Source organism: Aridibaculum aurantiacum (genome assembly GCF_017355875.1).
In the GTDB taxonomy this organism is placed as follows: Bacteria; Bacteroidota; Bacteroidia; order Chitinophagales; family Chitinophagaceae; genus Segetibacter; species Segetibacter aurantiacus.
In genome coordinates, this window is the sequence record NZ_JAFEWC010000001.1 from 2,751,974 (window position 1) to 2,769,039 (window position 17,066).

The 17,066-nt window shown below is 41.2% G+C and carries 12 protein-coding genes; 5 read left to right on the forward strand and 7 right to left on the reverse strand.

The features are described from left to right. Positions 1-75: 75 nt before the first annotated feature. The 3 genes from J4N22_RS11545 (at position 76) to J4N22_RS11555 (ending at position 4,799) form a co-directional block, all read left to right on the forward strand. Positions 76-1,872: a T9SS type A sorting domain-containing protein gene (locus J4N22_RS11545; RefSeq protein WP_207494444.1), complete on the forward strand. Its 1,797-nt coding sequence runs from the start codon at positions 76-78 to the stop codon at positions 1,870-1,872. A 96-nt stretch (positions 1,873-1,968) separates the two neighbouring features. Beyond that, entirely contained in the window at positions 1,969-3,753 is a 1,785-nt protein-coding gene (locus J4N22_RS11550; protein WP_207494446.1) for a WG repeat-containing protein, read from the forward strand. 194 nt (positions 3,754-3,947) lie between these two features. Beyond that, positions 3,948-4,799, forward strand: a complete 852-nt coding sequence (locus tag J4N22_RS11555) for a tetratricopeptide repeat protein (RefSeq protein WP_207494448.1) — start codon at positions 3,948-3,950, stop codon at positions 4,797-4,799. A gap of 26 nt (positions 4,800-4,825) precedes the next feature. Here J4N22_RS11555 and J4N22_RS11560 read toward each other — a convergent pair whose 3' ends face one another. From J4N22_RS11560 to J4N22_RS11580, 5 genes are all read right to left on the reverse strand, one after another. Next, positions 4,826-5,269, reverse strand: a complete 444-nt coding sequence (locus tag J4N22_RS11560) for a hypothetical protein (protein WP_207494450.1) — start codon at positions 5,267-5,269, stop codon at positions 4,826-4,828. Between the two features lie 189 nt (positions 5,270-5,458). Then, the gene (locus J4N22_RS11565; RefSeq protein ID WP_207494452.1) at positions 5,459-5,887 is read right to left on the reverse strand and encodes a hypothetical protein; all 429 of its coding nucleotides are present in this window, start codon (positions 5,885-5,887) and stop codon (positions 5,459-5,461) included. A 158-nt stretch (positions 5,888-6,045) separates the two neighbouring features. Next, entirely contained in the window at positions 6,046-8,148 is a 2,103-nt protein-coding gene (locus J4N22_RS11570) for a T9SS type A sorting domain-containing protein (protein ID WP_207494460.1), read from the reverse strand. A 5-nt stretch (positions 8,149-8,153) separates the two neighbouring features. Next, positions 8,154-9,719 carry an apolipoprotein N-acyltransferase gene (lnt, locus tag J4N22_RS11575; RefSeq protein ID WP_207494462.1) on the reverse strand — a complete coding sequence of 522 codons (1,566 nt, stop codon included), beginning with the start codon at positions 9,717-9,719 and terminating at the stop codon, positions 8,154-8,156. A gap of 404 nt (positions 9,720-10,123) precedes the next feature. After that, positions 10,124-11,584 (reverse strand): PKD domain-containing protein, encoded by a 1,461-nt coding sequence (locus J4N22_RS11580; protein ID WP_207494464.1) that lies wholly within the window; start codon positions 11,582-11,584, stop codon positions 10,124-10,126. Between the two features lie 800 nt (positions 11,585-12,384). Between J4N22_RS11580 and J4N22_RS11585 the strand changes: the two genes are divergently transcribed. Further along, positions 12,385-13,887: a glycine betaine uptake BCCT transporter gene (locus J4N22_RS11585; protein ID WP_207494466.1), complete on the forward strand. Its 1,503-nt coding sequence runs from the start codon at positions 12,385-12,387 to the stop codon at positions 13,885-13,887. A 29-nt stretch (positions 13,888-13,916) separates the two neighbouring features. Here the strand turns inward: J4N22_RS11585 and J4N22_RS11590 are convergent, their stop codons facing one another. After that, complete coding sequence (locus J4N22_RS11590) at positions 13,917-15,254, reverse strand: hypothetical protein (protein WP_207494468.1); 1,338 nt, start codon at positions 15,252-15,254, stop codon at positions 13,917-13,919. Positions 15,255-15,284: 30 nt separating this feature from the next. Further along, positions 15,285-16,064: a MarC family protein gene (locus tag J4N22_RS11595; protein ID WP_207494470.1), complete on the reverse strand. Its 780-nt coding sequence runs from the start codon at positions 16,062-16,064 to the stop codon at positions 15,285-15,287. A gap of 30 nt (positions 16,065-16,094) precedes the next feature. Between J4N22_RS11595 and J4N22_RS11600 the strand changes: the two genes are divergently transcribed. Then, positions 16,095-16,823, forward strand: coding sequence for a hypothetical protein (locus tag J4N22_RS11600; protein ID WP_207494472.1), 729 nt, complete (start codon positions 16,095-16,097; stop codon positions 16,821-16,823). The last annotated feature ends 243 nt before the right edge of the window (positions 16,824-17,066 follow it).

Below are 17,066 nucleotides of genomic sequence, written 5' to 3' on the forward strand. Positions count from 1 at the left end.
TGAAACACAAGCTCACCTGATTACTTCGACTTCATTATCAAATCACTTAACTTCCCGAATTCTTTCTACCAAACCATGAAACACCTCTACCCCTTTCTCCTACTCTTGTTAATTGCATTCAGCCATACAATTTCTGCGCAGCATTTTGAATGGGCTGCGAGTGCAGGCAATATTGATATACGATACAATTACTCTTCTGTTGATCCCGAGAACAATATAGTAGTAGGCGGAGGAGGTGGTGTCAACTGGAGCCATATGGGCCGTCAACCTGAGTTATATACGGCTACGGGTGAGCAAATAAAACTGTCGCAGCAAGAACGAACAGATGTGATCGCTTGTTATTCTCCCGATGGCGCTGTACTGTGGCATTTACAAACCGACCAACGTAATACTGAACTATCTGGCATAGCGCACGACGAAAATGGAACAACCGTTCTGCTGGTGGAAATATTAGCGGTGGCAAGCGAGAACGGAGAAGAATACGGGTACTTCCCTGAGTTGGAGCGGCATGCTATCATTCCCGCAGGGTTCTATCTTATTTACCTGAATAAAGAAGGACGACTAATAAAGAAGGTGAAGGTTTTTGATAAAGAACCCGAACGAATAGATATCAGCGGATTTATACCTTATCCTAATGGAGGATTTGTCTTGAGTGGCTTTTTGCATCCGGGAGTGTTGAGCGAAACGCTGAAGCTTTCGGCAGGTCCTGCAGGCGGCGACTTTGTGTTGGTGCTCGATAAAGAAGGACAGCCTGCATGGGGCGATGTGATATCATTTGCGCGCACTACATGCTGTACTCAAACATCCGAATCAGTGAAGGCATCGGTAGCACCTAATGGTACAGTTTACCTTGGAGGAAATTTCCTTACAGGTGCAACATTTGGCGGTGCAAAAAAGATAATGGCACCCACGTCGCCGAACGACAATATGTACAACGAACCTTACGAAGCATATATCGCCTCTTATTCACCGCAGGGAAAGCTTAACTGGGTGCGTACAACAAAGGCACGATGGCAGTGCCAAAGCGTGGCTGCTACCAACAATGGTGTTGTCATTGCTTTTAAGACCATGAGCAATAATATTTTTCTAGGCGAGAAAGTAGATACTACCGGCGGCAAATGGTGGGTACTTGCTATTCTGGATAGAGCCGGTAACACAAAATGGAAAACAACATCGAGCACCGACAGGGCTCACCAGGTACGGTTCGACAGGGAAAACCATTTATATGTATTGGGCACACACCGTGAAACAGGAAAATGGAATAATAGCCCGGGAGTGATTGGTACCGATACAGTGCAGTCGAAGTTTGCGGTAGTGTATATAGCTAAGTTCGATCCTAATGGTAAATACGAGTGGATAAAAGAAGCTGATATTCCTATAACTACTTCCAATGAATCGCTGCACTTCAACATGGACCACTGCGGCAACATGTATGTATCGGGCACGTTGTGGTTTACATTTTCAGCACAACTTTCCATGTTTGATAAAGCATTCGTAAAAGGGAAAATATATGGTCCTGCACCTTTTATTTCCCGTTTTAAAAACACCATATCTTCTTCCATTGTAAAACAAAAGAAAGACGAACCTGTGCTGTCCTGCATACTCTCTCCGGGTCCATGGAAGCTGCGCAATTATCCCAATCCTTTTGCAACCAACACTACTATTGAATATTCACTTACTTATCCCGACGCTGTATCGCTGGAAATTTACAATGTAAGCGGGCAGGTGATAAAAACATTGTTTCAAAACAAAAAGCATGTAGCAGGGCAATATACTATTCCACTCAATGGAGAATTGCCAGCAGGTATATACGTGGCCACACTTCGCGGAACAGAAACCATGGTTACCTGGAAAATGGTGGTGGCGAAATAATCAAAAACTAACAGGATCTATACGGATGAAATAACGGCAATAAAATTTATCCTTACTACGAATATGTATTTTCTAAAAAAATGACATCCTGTTATTATGAAACTGTACTGTTTGCTTATTTTATTTCTTTTAATTTCCTCTACTGGCATATGTCAATTCATTCCATACCATAAGAAAGGTGTTTGGGGAATTGTAAATGAACAAAAGCAAACGGTATTGCCATTTCAATACGACGAAACAGAACTATTCGGCAAAGGTGGTGCGAAAGTGCTGCTTGGATATAAGGGGCCGCTGCTAACAATTGCAGATACTACAGGCAGAACAATCCTTGTTATCCCTCATAATTTTGATACAGCAAGGAGAAAGCTACAGCTAACACGGTCCTGGGAGCGACTTTCGACACTAGTGATAAAAGGCAAGCTTCATATCCTTTTGTGGAATAAGTCAGGTAAACAGCTGGTAGATGAGAATGGAAAGCCTGTACAACTAAATGATAAATATGATGACCTGGAGATAATTGATAATGCCGTTATTGTAAAATTGAATGGAAGATACGGCTTGCTTGACAGCACTTTGCAACCAGTGCTTGCAACCAAATATGCCGACTTTGATTATGACCGTCATTTTTTAGTTGCACGAGCACCCTTAACTAAACCAGTGATCCTTCGCCGGGGCAACTGGCAAAAACTTTCTTGCGATGTTTCAGCCGATCATATATGGTCAGTTAAAAACCACGGCTACCTGCCATACAGCAAAGACGGCTTTGTTGGGTTGAAAGATTCTAGCTGCAACGTATTGATCCCGCCTCGTTATTCAGACATTATTGTAAGAGAGGATGTAATTGCGGGAAAGCGACCAAACAAAAATGAAGACCTATTTGACCTGGATGCAAAACTGGTGGCAGAGAATGTAAAACACTATGTACGACAAAAGGATCATTATATCATTCAGTTCAATAGAAAAGCATCTTTTTATTCTCATGCGTTTAGGCACATCCTTACTGTACCATACGATGAAGTGCACCTGGTAGCAGAACCACATTACACTGGCGACTATTGGGTGTACCATGACCGACGTACGCCAGGCACCAAATGGTACAGGGTGCGGAAAGGAAACCGATGGGGCGTGATAGACTCAACAGGTAAGCTTATTTATCCAATGGTAAAAAATGAATATGATGCAATCTTTGAAGATCATGCTGTCATTGGATTTCATAAAGAGAGATCGGTGTACCGTTTTATTGAAAAGCAGTGGGACACGGTTAAGATCGTATATCGCGACGGTCGATTTCATAATATCATCATGCCTGGTACAGCCTATGGATTACCCGTGAAAAATAGGCAGGCGTTTCTAAAAGATAATCATGTAGGTTTTGTAGACTTTTCAGGAACACAAGTGATTCCACCCATATTTGACCGGGATAAATCTGTACGTACATATGCTGGATTGCTCGATAAATATGTATCGTTTATCCCATGGAAAGAGCATACATGGATCATGTACAATAAAAAAGCTGTACTGATAGATACATCTGGGATGACAATAGAACCAACTTCCGACGAGTGGATTGTTAGCCATCAGTTAGAGGACGGCAAAAAGATCATCCAATTCCTGACTGGTGGAAATGACCGCTACGCAATCATTAGTGCAGACTCTACCATACTGGTGCGATCGGATATGATCTCACCGGTCTTCAGCAAGTTTATTGCAGTGCGGCAGAATAGCAAATATGCTTTGTTTGACAAGAAGGGTAAACAGCTGACAGGCTATGCATATGATAGCATCACAATAGATGACAACCTGCAGTTACTACAGGTATATAAAAACGGCAGAAAAGGCTATATGAGCCTTGAACTGGAGGAATATTTTGCAGATGAGTGATAGCAGGTTTTTTAATGTCGCTTCTTTAGATAAAATAAAAATCAGCCATCTTTTTCCAGTGCTAGACATCATTATATTTGAAACCGCTAACTTAAAAGCAATTTCAATTTGTAAAGAGAATGAGGAAGACACTATTAATCAAACGAATTATTTATCTCTTTTTATTCGCCGGGTCCTTTTGCTATTTGGAACCTGTGGCAGCTCAAAATAAAAGTAACACTGCAAGCCAGGCTACACCTAAAGCATTTACTGATGGCGTTGCTGCTTTCTATGATGGAAATTATTCAGCGGCAATTAATGAATTTAATAAAGCCCAAACACAAGACCCTGCTTACAAGCCAACTTACCTCTGGATAGGTATAGCTTACGTCGCATCGGGCGAGAAAAGTATGGCTTATAATACATGGCTGAGAATGCCAGCTGAAACAAACGCTATGACGACTTCCATGTACCTGAAGGGTATGGCTGAATGGCGTGAAGGCAAAACCAATGATGCAAAATACTGGTTCCGGAATACGTTTAATTATAAAAATACTCCTGCATATAAACTTTCTACCACTGCACTAGCACGCCTTGAAAAAGGTGACCAGGCTCCGCCTGTTTCTGAATGGCCAGCCTTGGCTTTGCTTCCGGGATCGAAAGTGAATAAAAACAATCCTACTGCTTCGGAAGTAAAGAATGAAAATGCGCCTCAAACGAATACTGCTAATACCAAGTTACCAGCCTTCATCCCCAAAGGTATGTACCAGTGCTACGATATGTACACCGAGGCAAACAATCCATCGCGTACCAGCTACAAAGAAATCCTCACCATCGTTGACGGCAGCACCTATGAATACAAATCAGGTAAAACATCCAGGGGGCGCTACACTTATGATTCAAAAACCGGGACAATAACTTTCGTTACCGGCCCATATAGTGGCGGTAACCCTACAGCTAAACTTGGTTATAGAACTGGTGACAACAAGCCAATGATCACATTGTCTTATACATTTGCAAACTTAGGTAAGGACGAAGATTTTTGTGTGCTTGTGAAGTCGAATTAGAGGAAGCAGCGAACTGAAAAACTTTACTACCGTGCGTTCTGCTTCTGCACTTTTTCCAATAAACGCTCTACAGCCTTTTTATCAGAAGTAAGAACATACAGGAGCACCTGCTTACTGGTTTCGGAAGAAGTTTTCTTACCTCCCTCGTAGTAAACAAGGTCGGTTGGTTCTTCAAAATTAAGCTGTAGGGTTGCTACCTGTTTACTGTCTTCATCGGCCTTAATAAAAAAATAGAAATCGTTCCACTTTAGATTGGTATGTACAGCGCTACTATTTACACCAATAGAACCGGATGTAAATGTGATCTTGTTTTCGTTCACACGCTGTTCTACGATCGCAAGCCCCTGGATATATTTCCCCTTAACCTTGTTAAGGTAGCCCTCCAGCTTGGTAAAATTTTCTGCATTTGTTTGAGCAGTAGTGGCGGTAAAAAAGCAAAGCGCCAGGCATAGTAGGATATTGAACTTCATAATCATTGTTTGTACGCAAAATAAGCCAGCTGGGCACACCAGCCAACTTCATTTCATCCAGCTTTTCCCAAAAAAATATATATAAAATTCATTTTAATACTTAATATAAAAACTGCTGATAGGAAAAGTAAAATCAATATGATGTAGAAATGGCGCAGCAATTTTAAAAATGCAATAGGAGGTTGCTCTTTACTTCCTCATATAGCCTGGAATAGTATAACTATAGCAAGTATATATATTCCGGCGTTTGTTGTTTTCACCAGCTATTTCTACCAGCCTGGATTTTTCATTTCCATTCCCGGCTTCAAATTTAAATCTATATTTCTCTTTTCCCTTACCATCAAGTAGTACCAGTTCGTTTGAGCGACTTTCAAATTTGTACTTGTAATGACTGGCGCTGAGTGCAGGGGCAAAAGTATAGTCAGCCCATCTGCCGTCTGCGTTCACCTCAAATGTTAGCGTTATTTCCATTAAAGCATTTGGAGTAGCTTCTGCTTTCCAGCTTCCTATGTGATCACTAAGTTGCTGGGCACCTGCATTGGTTGAAAGGCAGCTTAATAACGTGCTGGTAAAACATACAAATAAGGCAAAGTATATTTTGCTGAGTGAGTTCTTCATTGGTTGTGGTTTCGATAGATTATTGAATAAGTGCACTGATAATAGAATAGACAAACAAGATAGCTGGAAAAATGATCTCAAAGTTTAAACTTACATGTTCTTCTATAAAAAAAAGAGGCTGCCTATTGACAGCCTCTTTTAAGTATATGCTTTACCGATTATTGCATGATCACTTTGGTACTGATCGCGCTTTGATTGTTCATAACCTGTAGTGTATAAACACCTGGGGCAACGGCTGGCAATTGTAGTTGTAGATTATTAGATGTTCCTGTATGCTGAACAGTTTGTCTGTAAACAACTTGCCCGTTTGCACCAGAAAGAGACACCTGGTATTTGTCTGCAACAAAGTTTGTTAACTGCAGGTTCAGGGTGCGATTAACAATAGGGTTAGTCATCACTTTTACTGATGCAGCCTTAGCTCCTACTTTCACTTTTGCAATGCTGCTATAAGTGAAAGAGCCATCCTTATCAATTGCTTTTATCCTGTAGTAATTATCTCCGGCCGCTGGTTTAGCATGCAGGTAGCTATACACGTTTGATGTGCTGTTGCTGTTTGCTGTTACCTCGCCAACTTTGTTGAATGCACTACCTGACTGGCTTGTTTCTACTTCATATTTAGCCACATTCTGTTCTGCAGATGTTGCCCACTTCACTTCTACATTGCTGTTCTTTTCAGCAGCGCTGAAGCTTACCAATTTCACAGGTAACACGCCTGTTACAGTGATAGCTATTGAACGCATCGCTGCGCTTCCACACTGGTTAGAAACAACAACCTGCAGATCGCCACTGGTTGCTTGTCCATTAAAATCTATAGTAATGTCATTGGTGCCATTGTTATGAATGGTTGCACCTGTACCGGTATATGTCCAGGTACAATTAGTGGCTGATGCATCAGGTGCTATACTATAAGCAATACCTGTCTGTCCTGCAGTTACTGTGGAAGTTGATGTAGTGAATGTGCCTGGTGCAGGAGCTACGCCTGCTGTGATGTTGAATACTCGGCTGGCTGTACATCCATTAGCATCCGTTACCACAACTGTATAAGTTCCGGCAGATAATCCTGTTGCAGTTGCAGCAGTACCACCTGAAGGAGACCAGCTATAAGTATATGAACCTGCGCCACCGCTAGCACTTACTGTTGCAGAACCATTGTTTTGGTTACTACAGCTTGCATTAGTCTGGGATGCTGCAGTAGCAACCAATGCTGCAGGTTGTGTGATAGTGATGTTATTAATTGAATGAGTACAACCATTTGCATCAGTAATAGTAACAGAATAAGTGCCGGCAGCAAGACCTGTTCTGTCTTCTGTAGTAGCGCCAGTGTTCCATAGGTAAGTATATGGACCTGTGCCACCTGCAGGTGTCAGGTTGATGCTTCCATTGGAACCTCCAAAGCAAGAAACATTCGTTACAACCGTACTTCCTGAAACTGGGGCTGCAGGCTGCGTAACAGTTGCAGTTACAGTTCCTGTACAACCAACGGCATCAGTGATCACTACAGTATAAGTTCCTGCAGAAAGTCCTGTTCTGTCTTCAGTAGTTATACCACTGCCCCAATTGTAAGTATATGGAGCTGTACCACCAGAAGGTGTCAGGTTGATGCTTCCATTGGAACCTCCAAAGCATGCAGCATTAGTTACTACAGTACTACCGGTAACAGTTGATCCGGTAACAGTCAACGAAGGAAGAGTGACAGGATAATTATTTAACCCTTGAAGGTAAAAATAATAAGTAGTGCCGATTTGAGCATTACCAGTTGGTTTTATTACCCATTCGTATTCTGTAACAGTAGTAACGCCAGAAGGAGTGGAAAAGGTAATATATCCAGAGCTGCTTTTAGTTAAAATACTTCCGGCTGCATAATTACCTCCACTATTCGAAATTTGTTGGGTTGTTGCTGTTCCACTTGTTACATGTTGACTCAATGCCAACTCAAAATGTTGGTCAGCAGCTGTGGGTGGGATCAGTGTCCATGGACCCGAAGGTGTGGTGGAATAACTGATCCTAAAATCTACAGATCGGCTTGCAGGATTGGTGGTACTTGGATCAGGATGTACATCGAAACCAATTCTTAACCTGACATTTTCATTGACTCCACAAGTTGATTGAGCTCCAGCCTGGTTCTCATTGGCAGACCAGGTAGCCGTAGCCTGGTTTCCATTGTCTTTTCGCCACCGCCAATTCTTTTGCGATACTGTGGCATTGGAAAATGCCAGGTGGCTGGTAATGACAAGAACAAGTAGCAATAAAATTTTTTTCATAATGCTCATTTTTGGGTTTGGGTTTTGTTTTTATTTGGATTGAATTTTACACGCTGTAGATAATTACCTAGTACTAAAAGCAGTATTGTAATGGCTGGATATACTAGGTTATTTAATTTGAAAGTTTGCAATTTGTTTGGATGTATTTCAGCAGAAATTACATTGCTGTTTCTCCCGTCTTCCTCTATTTTTATTTCGCCGGTACTTTTTACTACTCCACATATTCCCCTGTTGTTATTTATAATTAGATCCTTCCTGTTTTCTACTGCACGACATCGAGCATTATAAAAATGTTGTGTTGTGATGAAGTAATCAGAAAACCAACTGTCGTTGCCCATATTCACCAGGAATTCAGCACCGCTTTTTGCTAAGCCAGCAGCATGAAAGGAATTCGTAGATTCATTACAAATCATTATACCTGCTTTACCCCAAGGTGTATTTACAGGTTCACTATTGCTTCCTGCTTCCATCTTTAGGTCAAGCTTTTTTATGAAAGGAAGAATAAGTGCTGGCGAGGCTAAAAGCGGTTTTTCGGCCATGGATAATAGATCCTGCTTATCATACTTGCCAAGCTCTTTCCCTGTGTTGCTCAACAAGTACACTGAGTTTGACAAATTCGTTTCGCTTTGATCAAGCGAGGAGTTCATACCTAAAAGGGAAAGTGTATTTGTATTGGCTGTAGTATTTGATATCTCCTTCAAGAAATCATCGTCAGGCGAATAAGCCCATGGCACTACCGTTTCTGTCCACACCGCCATGTCTGGCTTGGTTGCTACTGCCTTTTCATTCAATGCAAGTAAATGCGAGACAACAGCATTTGCAGATTCATCATTCCAAACAGTCTCAGGTGAAAGAGCCGGCATAACCAACGCAACAGAAAAATGAGCAGGATTATCTTCTTCTATTTCAGCTGAAAATTTATTGAACAACAAAGCTCCTGTAGCATATTGAATGGCAAGAATACCAACTGCGAAAACTAAAAATCTGACTTTACGATTAATTAAATCAACAGCTAGAAAATAAGCTGTAATTACTATGATAAAAGAAAGCAGAAATACACCTCCAAAAGCAGCTGGCTGAAGTAAATAAATACTTCGTGCCTGGGAAATACCGGCAGTATAACTTAACCATGGTAATGCACTAAAGATGGTGGCGCGTAGCAGCTCAAACGATACCCAAACAGAAGCAATGATGAAGGCATTTATCCAAACCATGGATGGCCTTTCTTGTTTTAACAGTAACAGACTTGCCAGGTAAAATTGTGCACCAAAAAAGACGGCCAATGCTACGCCCGACGCGATATAACAAGCCAGCGCCAGACCATTACTTCCGTTTGCATAATTAGCAACTACGGGAACCATCCAATAGTTCAGTATTAAAGAAGATAAACCACCGAATAATAATCCTGTTGTGAAAGCATTTTTATGAGAGGATGACTTTAGTAAAACATAAAGTATAAGTGCAATAGCAGGCAGGCAGAAGACAAATTGTACATACATCATTGCAAGGCTGTTCAATATTGCTGCAACCAGTATGTGTAAAAATGTTTTAGTAAATATTAAGCGCTTCATAGGTGATAATGCAAGTGGCTCATGTAGTAACTCAATTGATTGAATCGAGGTTTTTGTTCGGATTATTCTTTATCTGGATAATTATTGTATGCATCCTGTTAAAGTGTTACAGGATACTTGAACAATAACGAGTGTTGAGCCAGCTTATTATAATGTAGAAATTACACTGTCTTTTATGGATAGTCTTTTACCTTCTATGTTTACGTGATAGCGGGATAGCAATGGTTTTAAGTGCTATTAAAATGATAAGCATCCATTATTTTATAAATAGAATATTTTTAAATCTTTAGAATGAATGGAATTAAAAAATATATGGAAACTAGTTCGGTGGGATAAACATTTAAAAATAAAAAGAGCCGTAACAAATAACGTACGGCTTTTTTTAAAAAACAACGACTAACAGTTTATTGTATGATCACTGTTGTATTAAGTAAATTAATCTTGTTTGATACCTGCAGTGTATATACGCCAGGCACAATAGATGGAAGCTGTAGCTGAATAGGATTATTGGTTCCATTATGCTGCAAGCTTTGTTTGTACACCTCCTGCCCTGATGCATTTTTAAGAGACACCTCATATTTACCAGCTGCTTGCTTCGTCAACTGAAGGTTAACCTTACCACCAACAATTGGGTTAGGCATCACCTTTATTGCTGCAGCCTTTGCACCGATTTTCACTTTTACAACATTGCTATAGGTGAAAGAGCCGTCTTTGTCTATAGCTTTTAGCCTGTAGTAATGATCTCCTGCTGATGGAGTAATATGCAAATAGCTATAAACGTTTGATGTGTTGTTGCTGTTGGCTGTAACCTCTCGAAGCTTGGTAAACACACTTCCTGCCTGGCTTGTTTCTACTTCATATTTCGCCACGTTCTGTTCTGCAGTTGTCTCCCACTTCACTTCTACATTGCTGTTCTTTTCAGCTGCATTGAAGTTCACCAGTGTTACAGGCAATGCACCCGGAACTGTTATCTGCATTGTATACGTACTGCTACAGCTCTGCACGTATCCTTTCATTCTGCCTGTAAGTGTAACTGTATAAGTGCCGGGAGTAGTGTAAGTATGTGTTGCATTATTAGCATAAACATTTGCCGAGCCATCGCCAAAATTCCAAACAAAAGTAGAATCCAGTTCGTTGGCATAATGCTTTTCTAAGGCATGCTGGTTAAATACTTTATCGCGAAAAATAGAGGAAGATGTATTGGTAAAAGTAATGGATGTGCCTGCATTAACTGTAGTGGTAGGTGCTGTAAAACCTGCAGTCAAATTGTAATCAACCACTGGTAATAATAATGCCTCACCTACATGGGCATATACATCAGACATTTTTTCCCACATGCCTTGCCAGTCATAATAGGTTAAACCTTCCAGCCATGGCCCGGTTGCAGGGTAACCACTTGTGCCTACTGCCCAAAAATCATCGCCACCAGTGTCATTGTTTCTTACAACCACCGCAAAATTACCCGTTACTGATACCGGTGTTGTAAAGGTGAATTGATGATAAACCGGCCCTGCTGCCTGGGCTATATCCATTGTTACAGATGCACCTGGTATCATGGTAGTTGGTACACCTGTACTGTTCACATTCCATATAGAAGCCTGCATGGTTGCAGGTCCTGGATCGCCTGTCTTTACTTTTCCAAATACATAAACGTTGCTGATAGTAAGCGGTGCAGAATTGAAATAAGCTGTCGAGGTTTTTTCATTTGGCCACATTTCAAAATAGAAAAGGCTGTCTTTACCTAATAGCACGCTTTTCTTGTAAGCATAGTCTATTGCATCTCCTCCACAACCCTGCTGCGCTTTGGCTTTAACTGCAGTAAATAGAAATAGAAATGCCAGGTAGAGTAGAAATTTGTTTTTCATAATTATGGTTTTTTAAGGTTGATTACTTACTTGTTTATTTTCCTGCAAGACATAGTATTGCCAGGCAGCTCGCATTGCTCCGCTAACAGCTATGGCAATACCTGCTGGTAATTGTTTTGAACAGTAAAATTTTATAAAACCCTATAAGGGTATAACGTGGAATGCTGTATTACTTTACGCTAGCTGCACCATGAAGGATGCAATAACCTGCAACTGCAGAAAAAGGTAATGATAATAAGCACCCGGAATAGAATTTTAAATACTTGCCATTGCTAGCTTGCATTACCTGTTATGGCACTGGCAATATCACTGGAATTAGTTTCATCATAGACTTTGGTTTGGGTTGGTTGACGAGCTAAAAGTAGAGGCAATTTTGATATTGCAGAAGTATTTTAGATGAAAATTTCCTGCTCTATCAACAAAGCGTCCGATACAGCTAAGGCGATAGCTTTTGCAGACATACAATGCCCGTCATTACTGGATTTCACAGTTATTTCAAGGCTTGCAAATGCCGTTTTTTATAATCAATTGCAGAGCTTAAAAAGCCTGAGAGCATGTGGAACCAGCTAACGCCAGGCAGTTTGTACCTGGGTCATAAATGAGTTAGCCAACTTGGTCAATCAAGATCAACCATTTGCTGTTTGCGCAGTTCCTCGAGCCTCAGTTCTATTATACCTGCTTCTTACCTATAAACAACCTGCATGAACCACGTTTTAATTCTAAACCTTATACAATCATTCAATTAACTAAAAGGCTGATGGTCTTGTTATTGCAGGAGTTGAAATGCTAAAACTGTTTTCATGGTATTTAAAGTTGCCATCTCTATTGTTCTACTATTTGTTTTATGGGGCTTAGTTTCGCCTTCCGGATTGGCAGAATCGTCGGGCAACCTGTTAAGTATTATCACCGAAAAGTTTGGATGGTTCTACCTGTTATCAACTTTCTCATTTTTGGTTTTCTCCATTGTACTTGCATTTAGTAAATATGGATCTATAAGGCTGGGTGCAGATACCGACAGGCCGCAGTACACCAACCGGTCATGGTTTGCGATGTTGTTTAGTGCTGGCATGGGTATAGGTTTGGTTTTCTGGGGCGTGGCAGAACCCATCAATCATTATATAGCACCTCCGCAGGATGCTATACCTCAAACGCCGCACGCTGCACGACTAGCCATGCGCTACTCGTTTTTCCATTGGGGGCTACATGCATGGGCCATTTATACCGTTATTGGTCTTGCTATTGCTTACTTTACTTTTAGAAAAGGCAAATCAGGTCTTATCAGCAGTACGTTTTATCCTTTGCTTGGTGATAAAGTAGAAGGACCGATTGGAAAGACAATAGATATCCTTGCTATCATTGCTACCATTTTTGGTGTTGCTACATCACTTGGTCTTGGCACCCTACAGATCAATGGAGGGCTTAACCATCTTACTAACCTCCCAAATAACTTCAGCAGCCAGTTAACCATCATCGTTATAGTAACAATTCTCTACCTACTATCTGCTACAACAGGACTGGATAAAGGCATAAAGATCCTGAGCAATGTAAACCTGCTGATGGCCGTGTCGCTGCTTGTGTTTGTATTGTTTGCCGGCCCCACCGCATTTCTTTTCGATGTATTTACAACAACACTTGGCAGTTATATCCAAAACCTTGTCCAGATGAGTTTAACGCTTTCACCCTTTAGCGCAGGAAGCTGGATCAAAGACTGGACTTTGTTTTACTGGGCATGGTGGATTGCCTGGGCGCCATTTGTTGGGATGTTCATAGCAAGAGTATCGAGGGGCAGAACCATAAAAGAATTTGTTCTTGGAGTGCTGCTTGTTCCCAGCCTGTTTGGCTTTGTGTGGTTTGCTGTTTTTGGTGGTACGGGTTTACATCTTGAATTATTCAGGAATGGAAACATAACCGAAGCTGTGCAGACCGATGTTACCTCTGCACTATTTACCACACTACAACAACTGCCTATTGGTGCAATACTATCAGGTATTGCCACACTACTCATTATTACCTTTTTTATTACCTCAGCAGACTCGGCCACATTCGTATTGGGCATGTTGTCCTCGAAAGGTGTACAAAATCCAACCGTAAAAGTAAAAGTGGTTTGGGGTCTTATGCAATCCACTATTGCAGCTGTGCTACTGCTCAGTGGTGGATTACAAGGTTTGCAGACGGCTTCTATTGTTGCAGCCGCACCTTTTGCCATCATCATGTGTTTGATGTGTTATTCACTATACTGCTCGCTGCAGGAGGAATTAGAAGAAAAAGTGCCCAGTGAAAAGCCTCCTAACACTGGAACGTGATTCCATAAGCAGGTTATTGAAATGTTGTATTAAAAATAATAGCCAATATTAATATTGAACCTGCTATTCCACCGAGAGTTCTGATTTGGCAGATTTGTACTACTAACTGGTTTAGATGGGTCTATACCAATACCTGCGCCAAGAGCCGATCCACCGAAGTACTCTGTTAACCATGGATGGTTTTTACCAGCCGCCCAATCAATGTAGGTATAGATCTTACCCGCGGACACCAATGCACCTATTACATTCTGTTGGGTATTTGCAAAACTGTATGTTCCACTGTTATGCTGTCCCTGGCCATTCTTCCTGGTATAAGTGTAATCATTATAGAATGTGATATCTGACACAGGGCCGAAGTTTAAAGGCAAAGAATAACTAAGACCAGCAACATACATAGAAGCATTAGCAGCTACATCGTATGTTCCAAAACCATAAGCGCCCATCTGCACCACGTTCAGCAGTTCGCCCGCATCGTTACGAACATTGTTATAGTTGTAGTGTAAGTACTGGGCTTTTAAGTTGAAACGCCCGTAATTTCCCTCAAGGTGAATAGCACTGGCCGTTTGATGTCCAACATTATTGTTTACAAGGTTAAAGATCTGGCCGTACTGTAATGAAGCTCCAACCTTGGTGCCTGAAAAGTTATATGCTCCTCTTGCATTGAACTGGTTTCTTTCCACGTTATTGTTTCCTGGTACCGGAACTACATCATAAGAATAACGTGCGGCTGAATAAGGACCATAAGTTGGATCTGATGTTCCTCTTGGCTCAGCCAGTAAGTAATAGGCTAAAGCGCCTTCCCACCGGTCGCTCGTATGCCTGATTTTAATTCCCATATCATAATCATCTTCTAAACCTACATAGTATGGCGTTTGGAACCACCATGAGTGGGATGCATACTTCAAATTTCCAAAAGGCACTTGCGAAACACCTAGTTGAACTTGTGTATGGTTGGTAAGATTATAACCAAACCATCCATGCTGAATGAAGTGTGTGTTGAACGTTGGATAAAAACGGTATTCAAAAGACATTAAGATGCCCTTAGATTCTGCATTGACGTTCAATCGCCAGGTGTCCAAAGTAAAATCATTGCGTAATGAAGTACCTAGTGGTGAACGGCCTTGCTCATAATTTGTATTGATGTAGTTGAAACGCAAAGCACCGCCGATTTGAAGATAGGTAGTATCCCTGTTCACTTTATTTTCCTCTATCCTACTGGTGTACTCCAACATCTCCTTTCTATTCTTTGAAATTGTATCCTCGGGTGTCCCCATTTGACTGATAGATGGTGGTTTTACCTGTGCAAAAACCAATGCCGCACTGCAGCAGTAGATAATTAACAGCAACACCATTTTCAATTTTGTCATTAAATGGAGTTTTTTATTAGCACCTAAAATTTACATTCCCGAAAACGATGATCTGATGCCGTGTACAATCATATCTACGCCAATAGCACCCAGGAAAAAACCATTGATACGTAACAGGACCTCCATATTCTTATCAAATGCTAACCTGAACTTTTCAGACTTGATCCCATCCCTGATCTTTTTCATACCAATGATCACGAAAAAGGTTATTAATAAGATAATCACCAACGCCACAATACCTTGCCAAAGCACCAGGCGATCCCGCATCAATACGGTAAGCGAAATGGTTCCGGCTCCCACCATGAATGGAAGCGCGATCTCAGATGCAAGGTCATGCAGGTCACCCTTCATTTGAATGAAAGCCTTCTCCCCTCTTACAATAAACAAGTAGGCTAATGAGAATATTACAATGCCGCCAAATATCCGGAACGACTCAAAATTGATCCTGAATACCTGCAGGAAAAATATATCGCCGAAAAACAGAAAGGCAAGAAAGATGAAGAACGAGATGATGGTCGCCTTCAGGAAAACTCTTACAAAATCCTGGTCAGACAGGTCCTTCATTACCGGCTTCAGGTAAAGGAACAGGGCAAACGGATTTAGCATTACAAGAAATGAAACAATGGCCGAAATCATCCAATAGGTTTTGTATTCTCTTTGCAATAATCTGACCTGTGTAAGGCAAGAGGTGCTAAGGAATAAAAACATTACAAGTACATGCATTTGGTTAATGCTATCATGGAAGGTGAATGAAAACTGCAGAATGATAACTTCTTTCTCTTCAACATCACTTAACAAAGAAACAGCCATTGTTTGCGTAAGCATGATTAATTTCAATATATGAGCTATACCGGAAAGTTATTTGCAGCAGTGGTATTACTTGTTATTTTATCCGCAGAAGGAAATTCTCAAGGCATTACCCTACATGGCAGGCTGCGTGATAGCATTACCCACTTCCCGGTGGAAAGAGGAAGTATTACCAGCTTTATGAGCCGACAAACGGTACGCAGCGATTTGAAAGGATACTTTTCCATCCTCCTTCAACCGAACGATCACCTGCAGATATTGGCTGAAGGTTATAAATACGACACGCTTCAGTTTAACTATCTCTTCATTGATACAGTAACGATCTACTTGTCGCCCACAGGCAATATACTTCCTGGTGTAACGGTGCGAACTCAGTACTCCAAGTACCAGCTTGACAGCATCAACAGGAGGAATGAATTTGAAAAGAACAGGGGGCAGGTATATAAAGCCGTGGAATCACGCCGCTCTGAAGGTTTCGGCCTCACCATTAACCTCGACCGTTTCTTTAAGAAGAAACACCGCAACCAGGCTTCAGGGGAGCGAATGTTCAATACACTGGAGCAAATGGCTTATATCAACTACCGGTTCTCTCCACACATAGTGGCGTATTATACAGGTTTGAAAGGCGAACCTCTCCGCGATTTCATGCATCGTTATTCACCCACCTATAGCTGGCTTCGCCAGCATCCAACCAATGAAGACGTCCTCTACTACATCAACGAAAAAATAAAGGAGTATAGGGCTAAGCAGCCAAAGCAGTGACGGATGTTGGTAATGCGTTCTTATTGGAACATTTAAAGTAACGTTAGCTCAAACGAAGTTGGTTGTTGGCCAAGCGACCAACAACGGCAAGAGACTTCAACAGCAGGTAACAGTAGAATGCGCTCCGCATTTTATTTATTCATACCAACTTAAACCTGCTTTTGAAAACCTCACCTTAAGCTATTCAAATACAACTGTATATCTATATATTTAGAGCCCAAAACTACAACTGTGAGAAAACTC

What these genes read in the sequence shown, in the direction of transcription:
- J4N22_RS11590 (WP_207494468.1), bottom strand. Translation starts at nt 15,254, where the DNA reads ATGACAAAATTGAAAATGGTGTTGCTGTTAATTATCTACTGCTGCAGT.
- J4N22_RS11580 (WP_207494464.1), bottom strand. Translation starts at nt 11,584, where the DNA reads ATGAAAAACAAATTTCTACTCTACCTGGCATTTCTATTTCTATTTACT.
- J4N22_RS11585 (WP_207494466.1), top strand. Translation starts at nt 12,385, where the DNA reads ATGGTATTTAAAGTTGCCATCTCTATTGTTCTACTATTTGTTTTATGG.
- J4N22_RS11595 (WP_207494470.1), bottom strand. Translation starts at nt 16,064, where the DNA reads ATGGCTGTTTCTTTGTTAAGTGATGTTGAAGAGAAAGAAGTTATCATT.
- J4N22_RS11565 (WP_207494452.1), bottom strand. Translation starts at nt 5,887, where the DNA reads ATGAAGAACTCACTCAGCAAAATATACTTTGCCTTATTTGTATGTTTT.
- lnt (WP_207494462.1), bottom strand. Translation starts at nt 9,719, where the DNA reads ATGAAGCGCTTAATATTTACTAAAACATTTTTACACATACTGGTTGCA.
- J4N22_RS11550 (WP_207494446.1), top strand. Translation starts at nt 1,969, where the DNA reads ATGAAACTGTACTGTTTGCTTATTTTATTTCTTTTAATTTCCTCTACT.
- J4N22_RS11545 (WP_207494444.1), top strand. Translation starts at nt 76, where the DNA reads ATGAAACACCTCTACCCCTTTCTCCTACTCTTGTTAATTGCATTCAGC.
- J4N22_RS11600 (WP_207494472.1), top strand. Translation starts at nt 16,095, where the DNA reads ATGAGCTATACCGGAAAGTTATTTGCAGCAGTGGTATTACTTGTTATT.
- J4N22_RS11560 (WP_207494450.1), bottom strand. Translation starts at nt 5,269, where the DNA reads ATGAAGTTCAATATCCTACTATGCCTGGCGCTTTGCTTTTTTACCGCC.
- J4N22_RS11570 (WP_207494460.1), bottom strand. Translation starts at nt 8,148, where the DNA reads ATGAAAAAAATTTTATTGCTACTTGTTCTTGTCATTACCAGCCACCTG.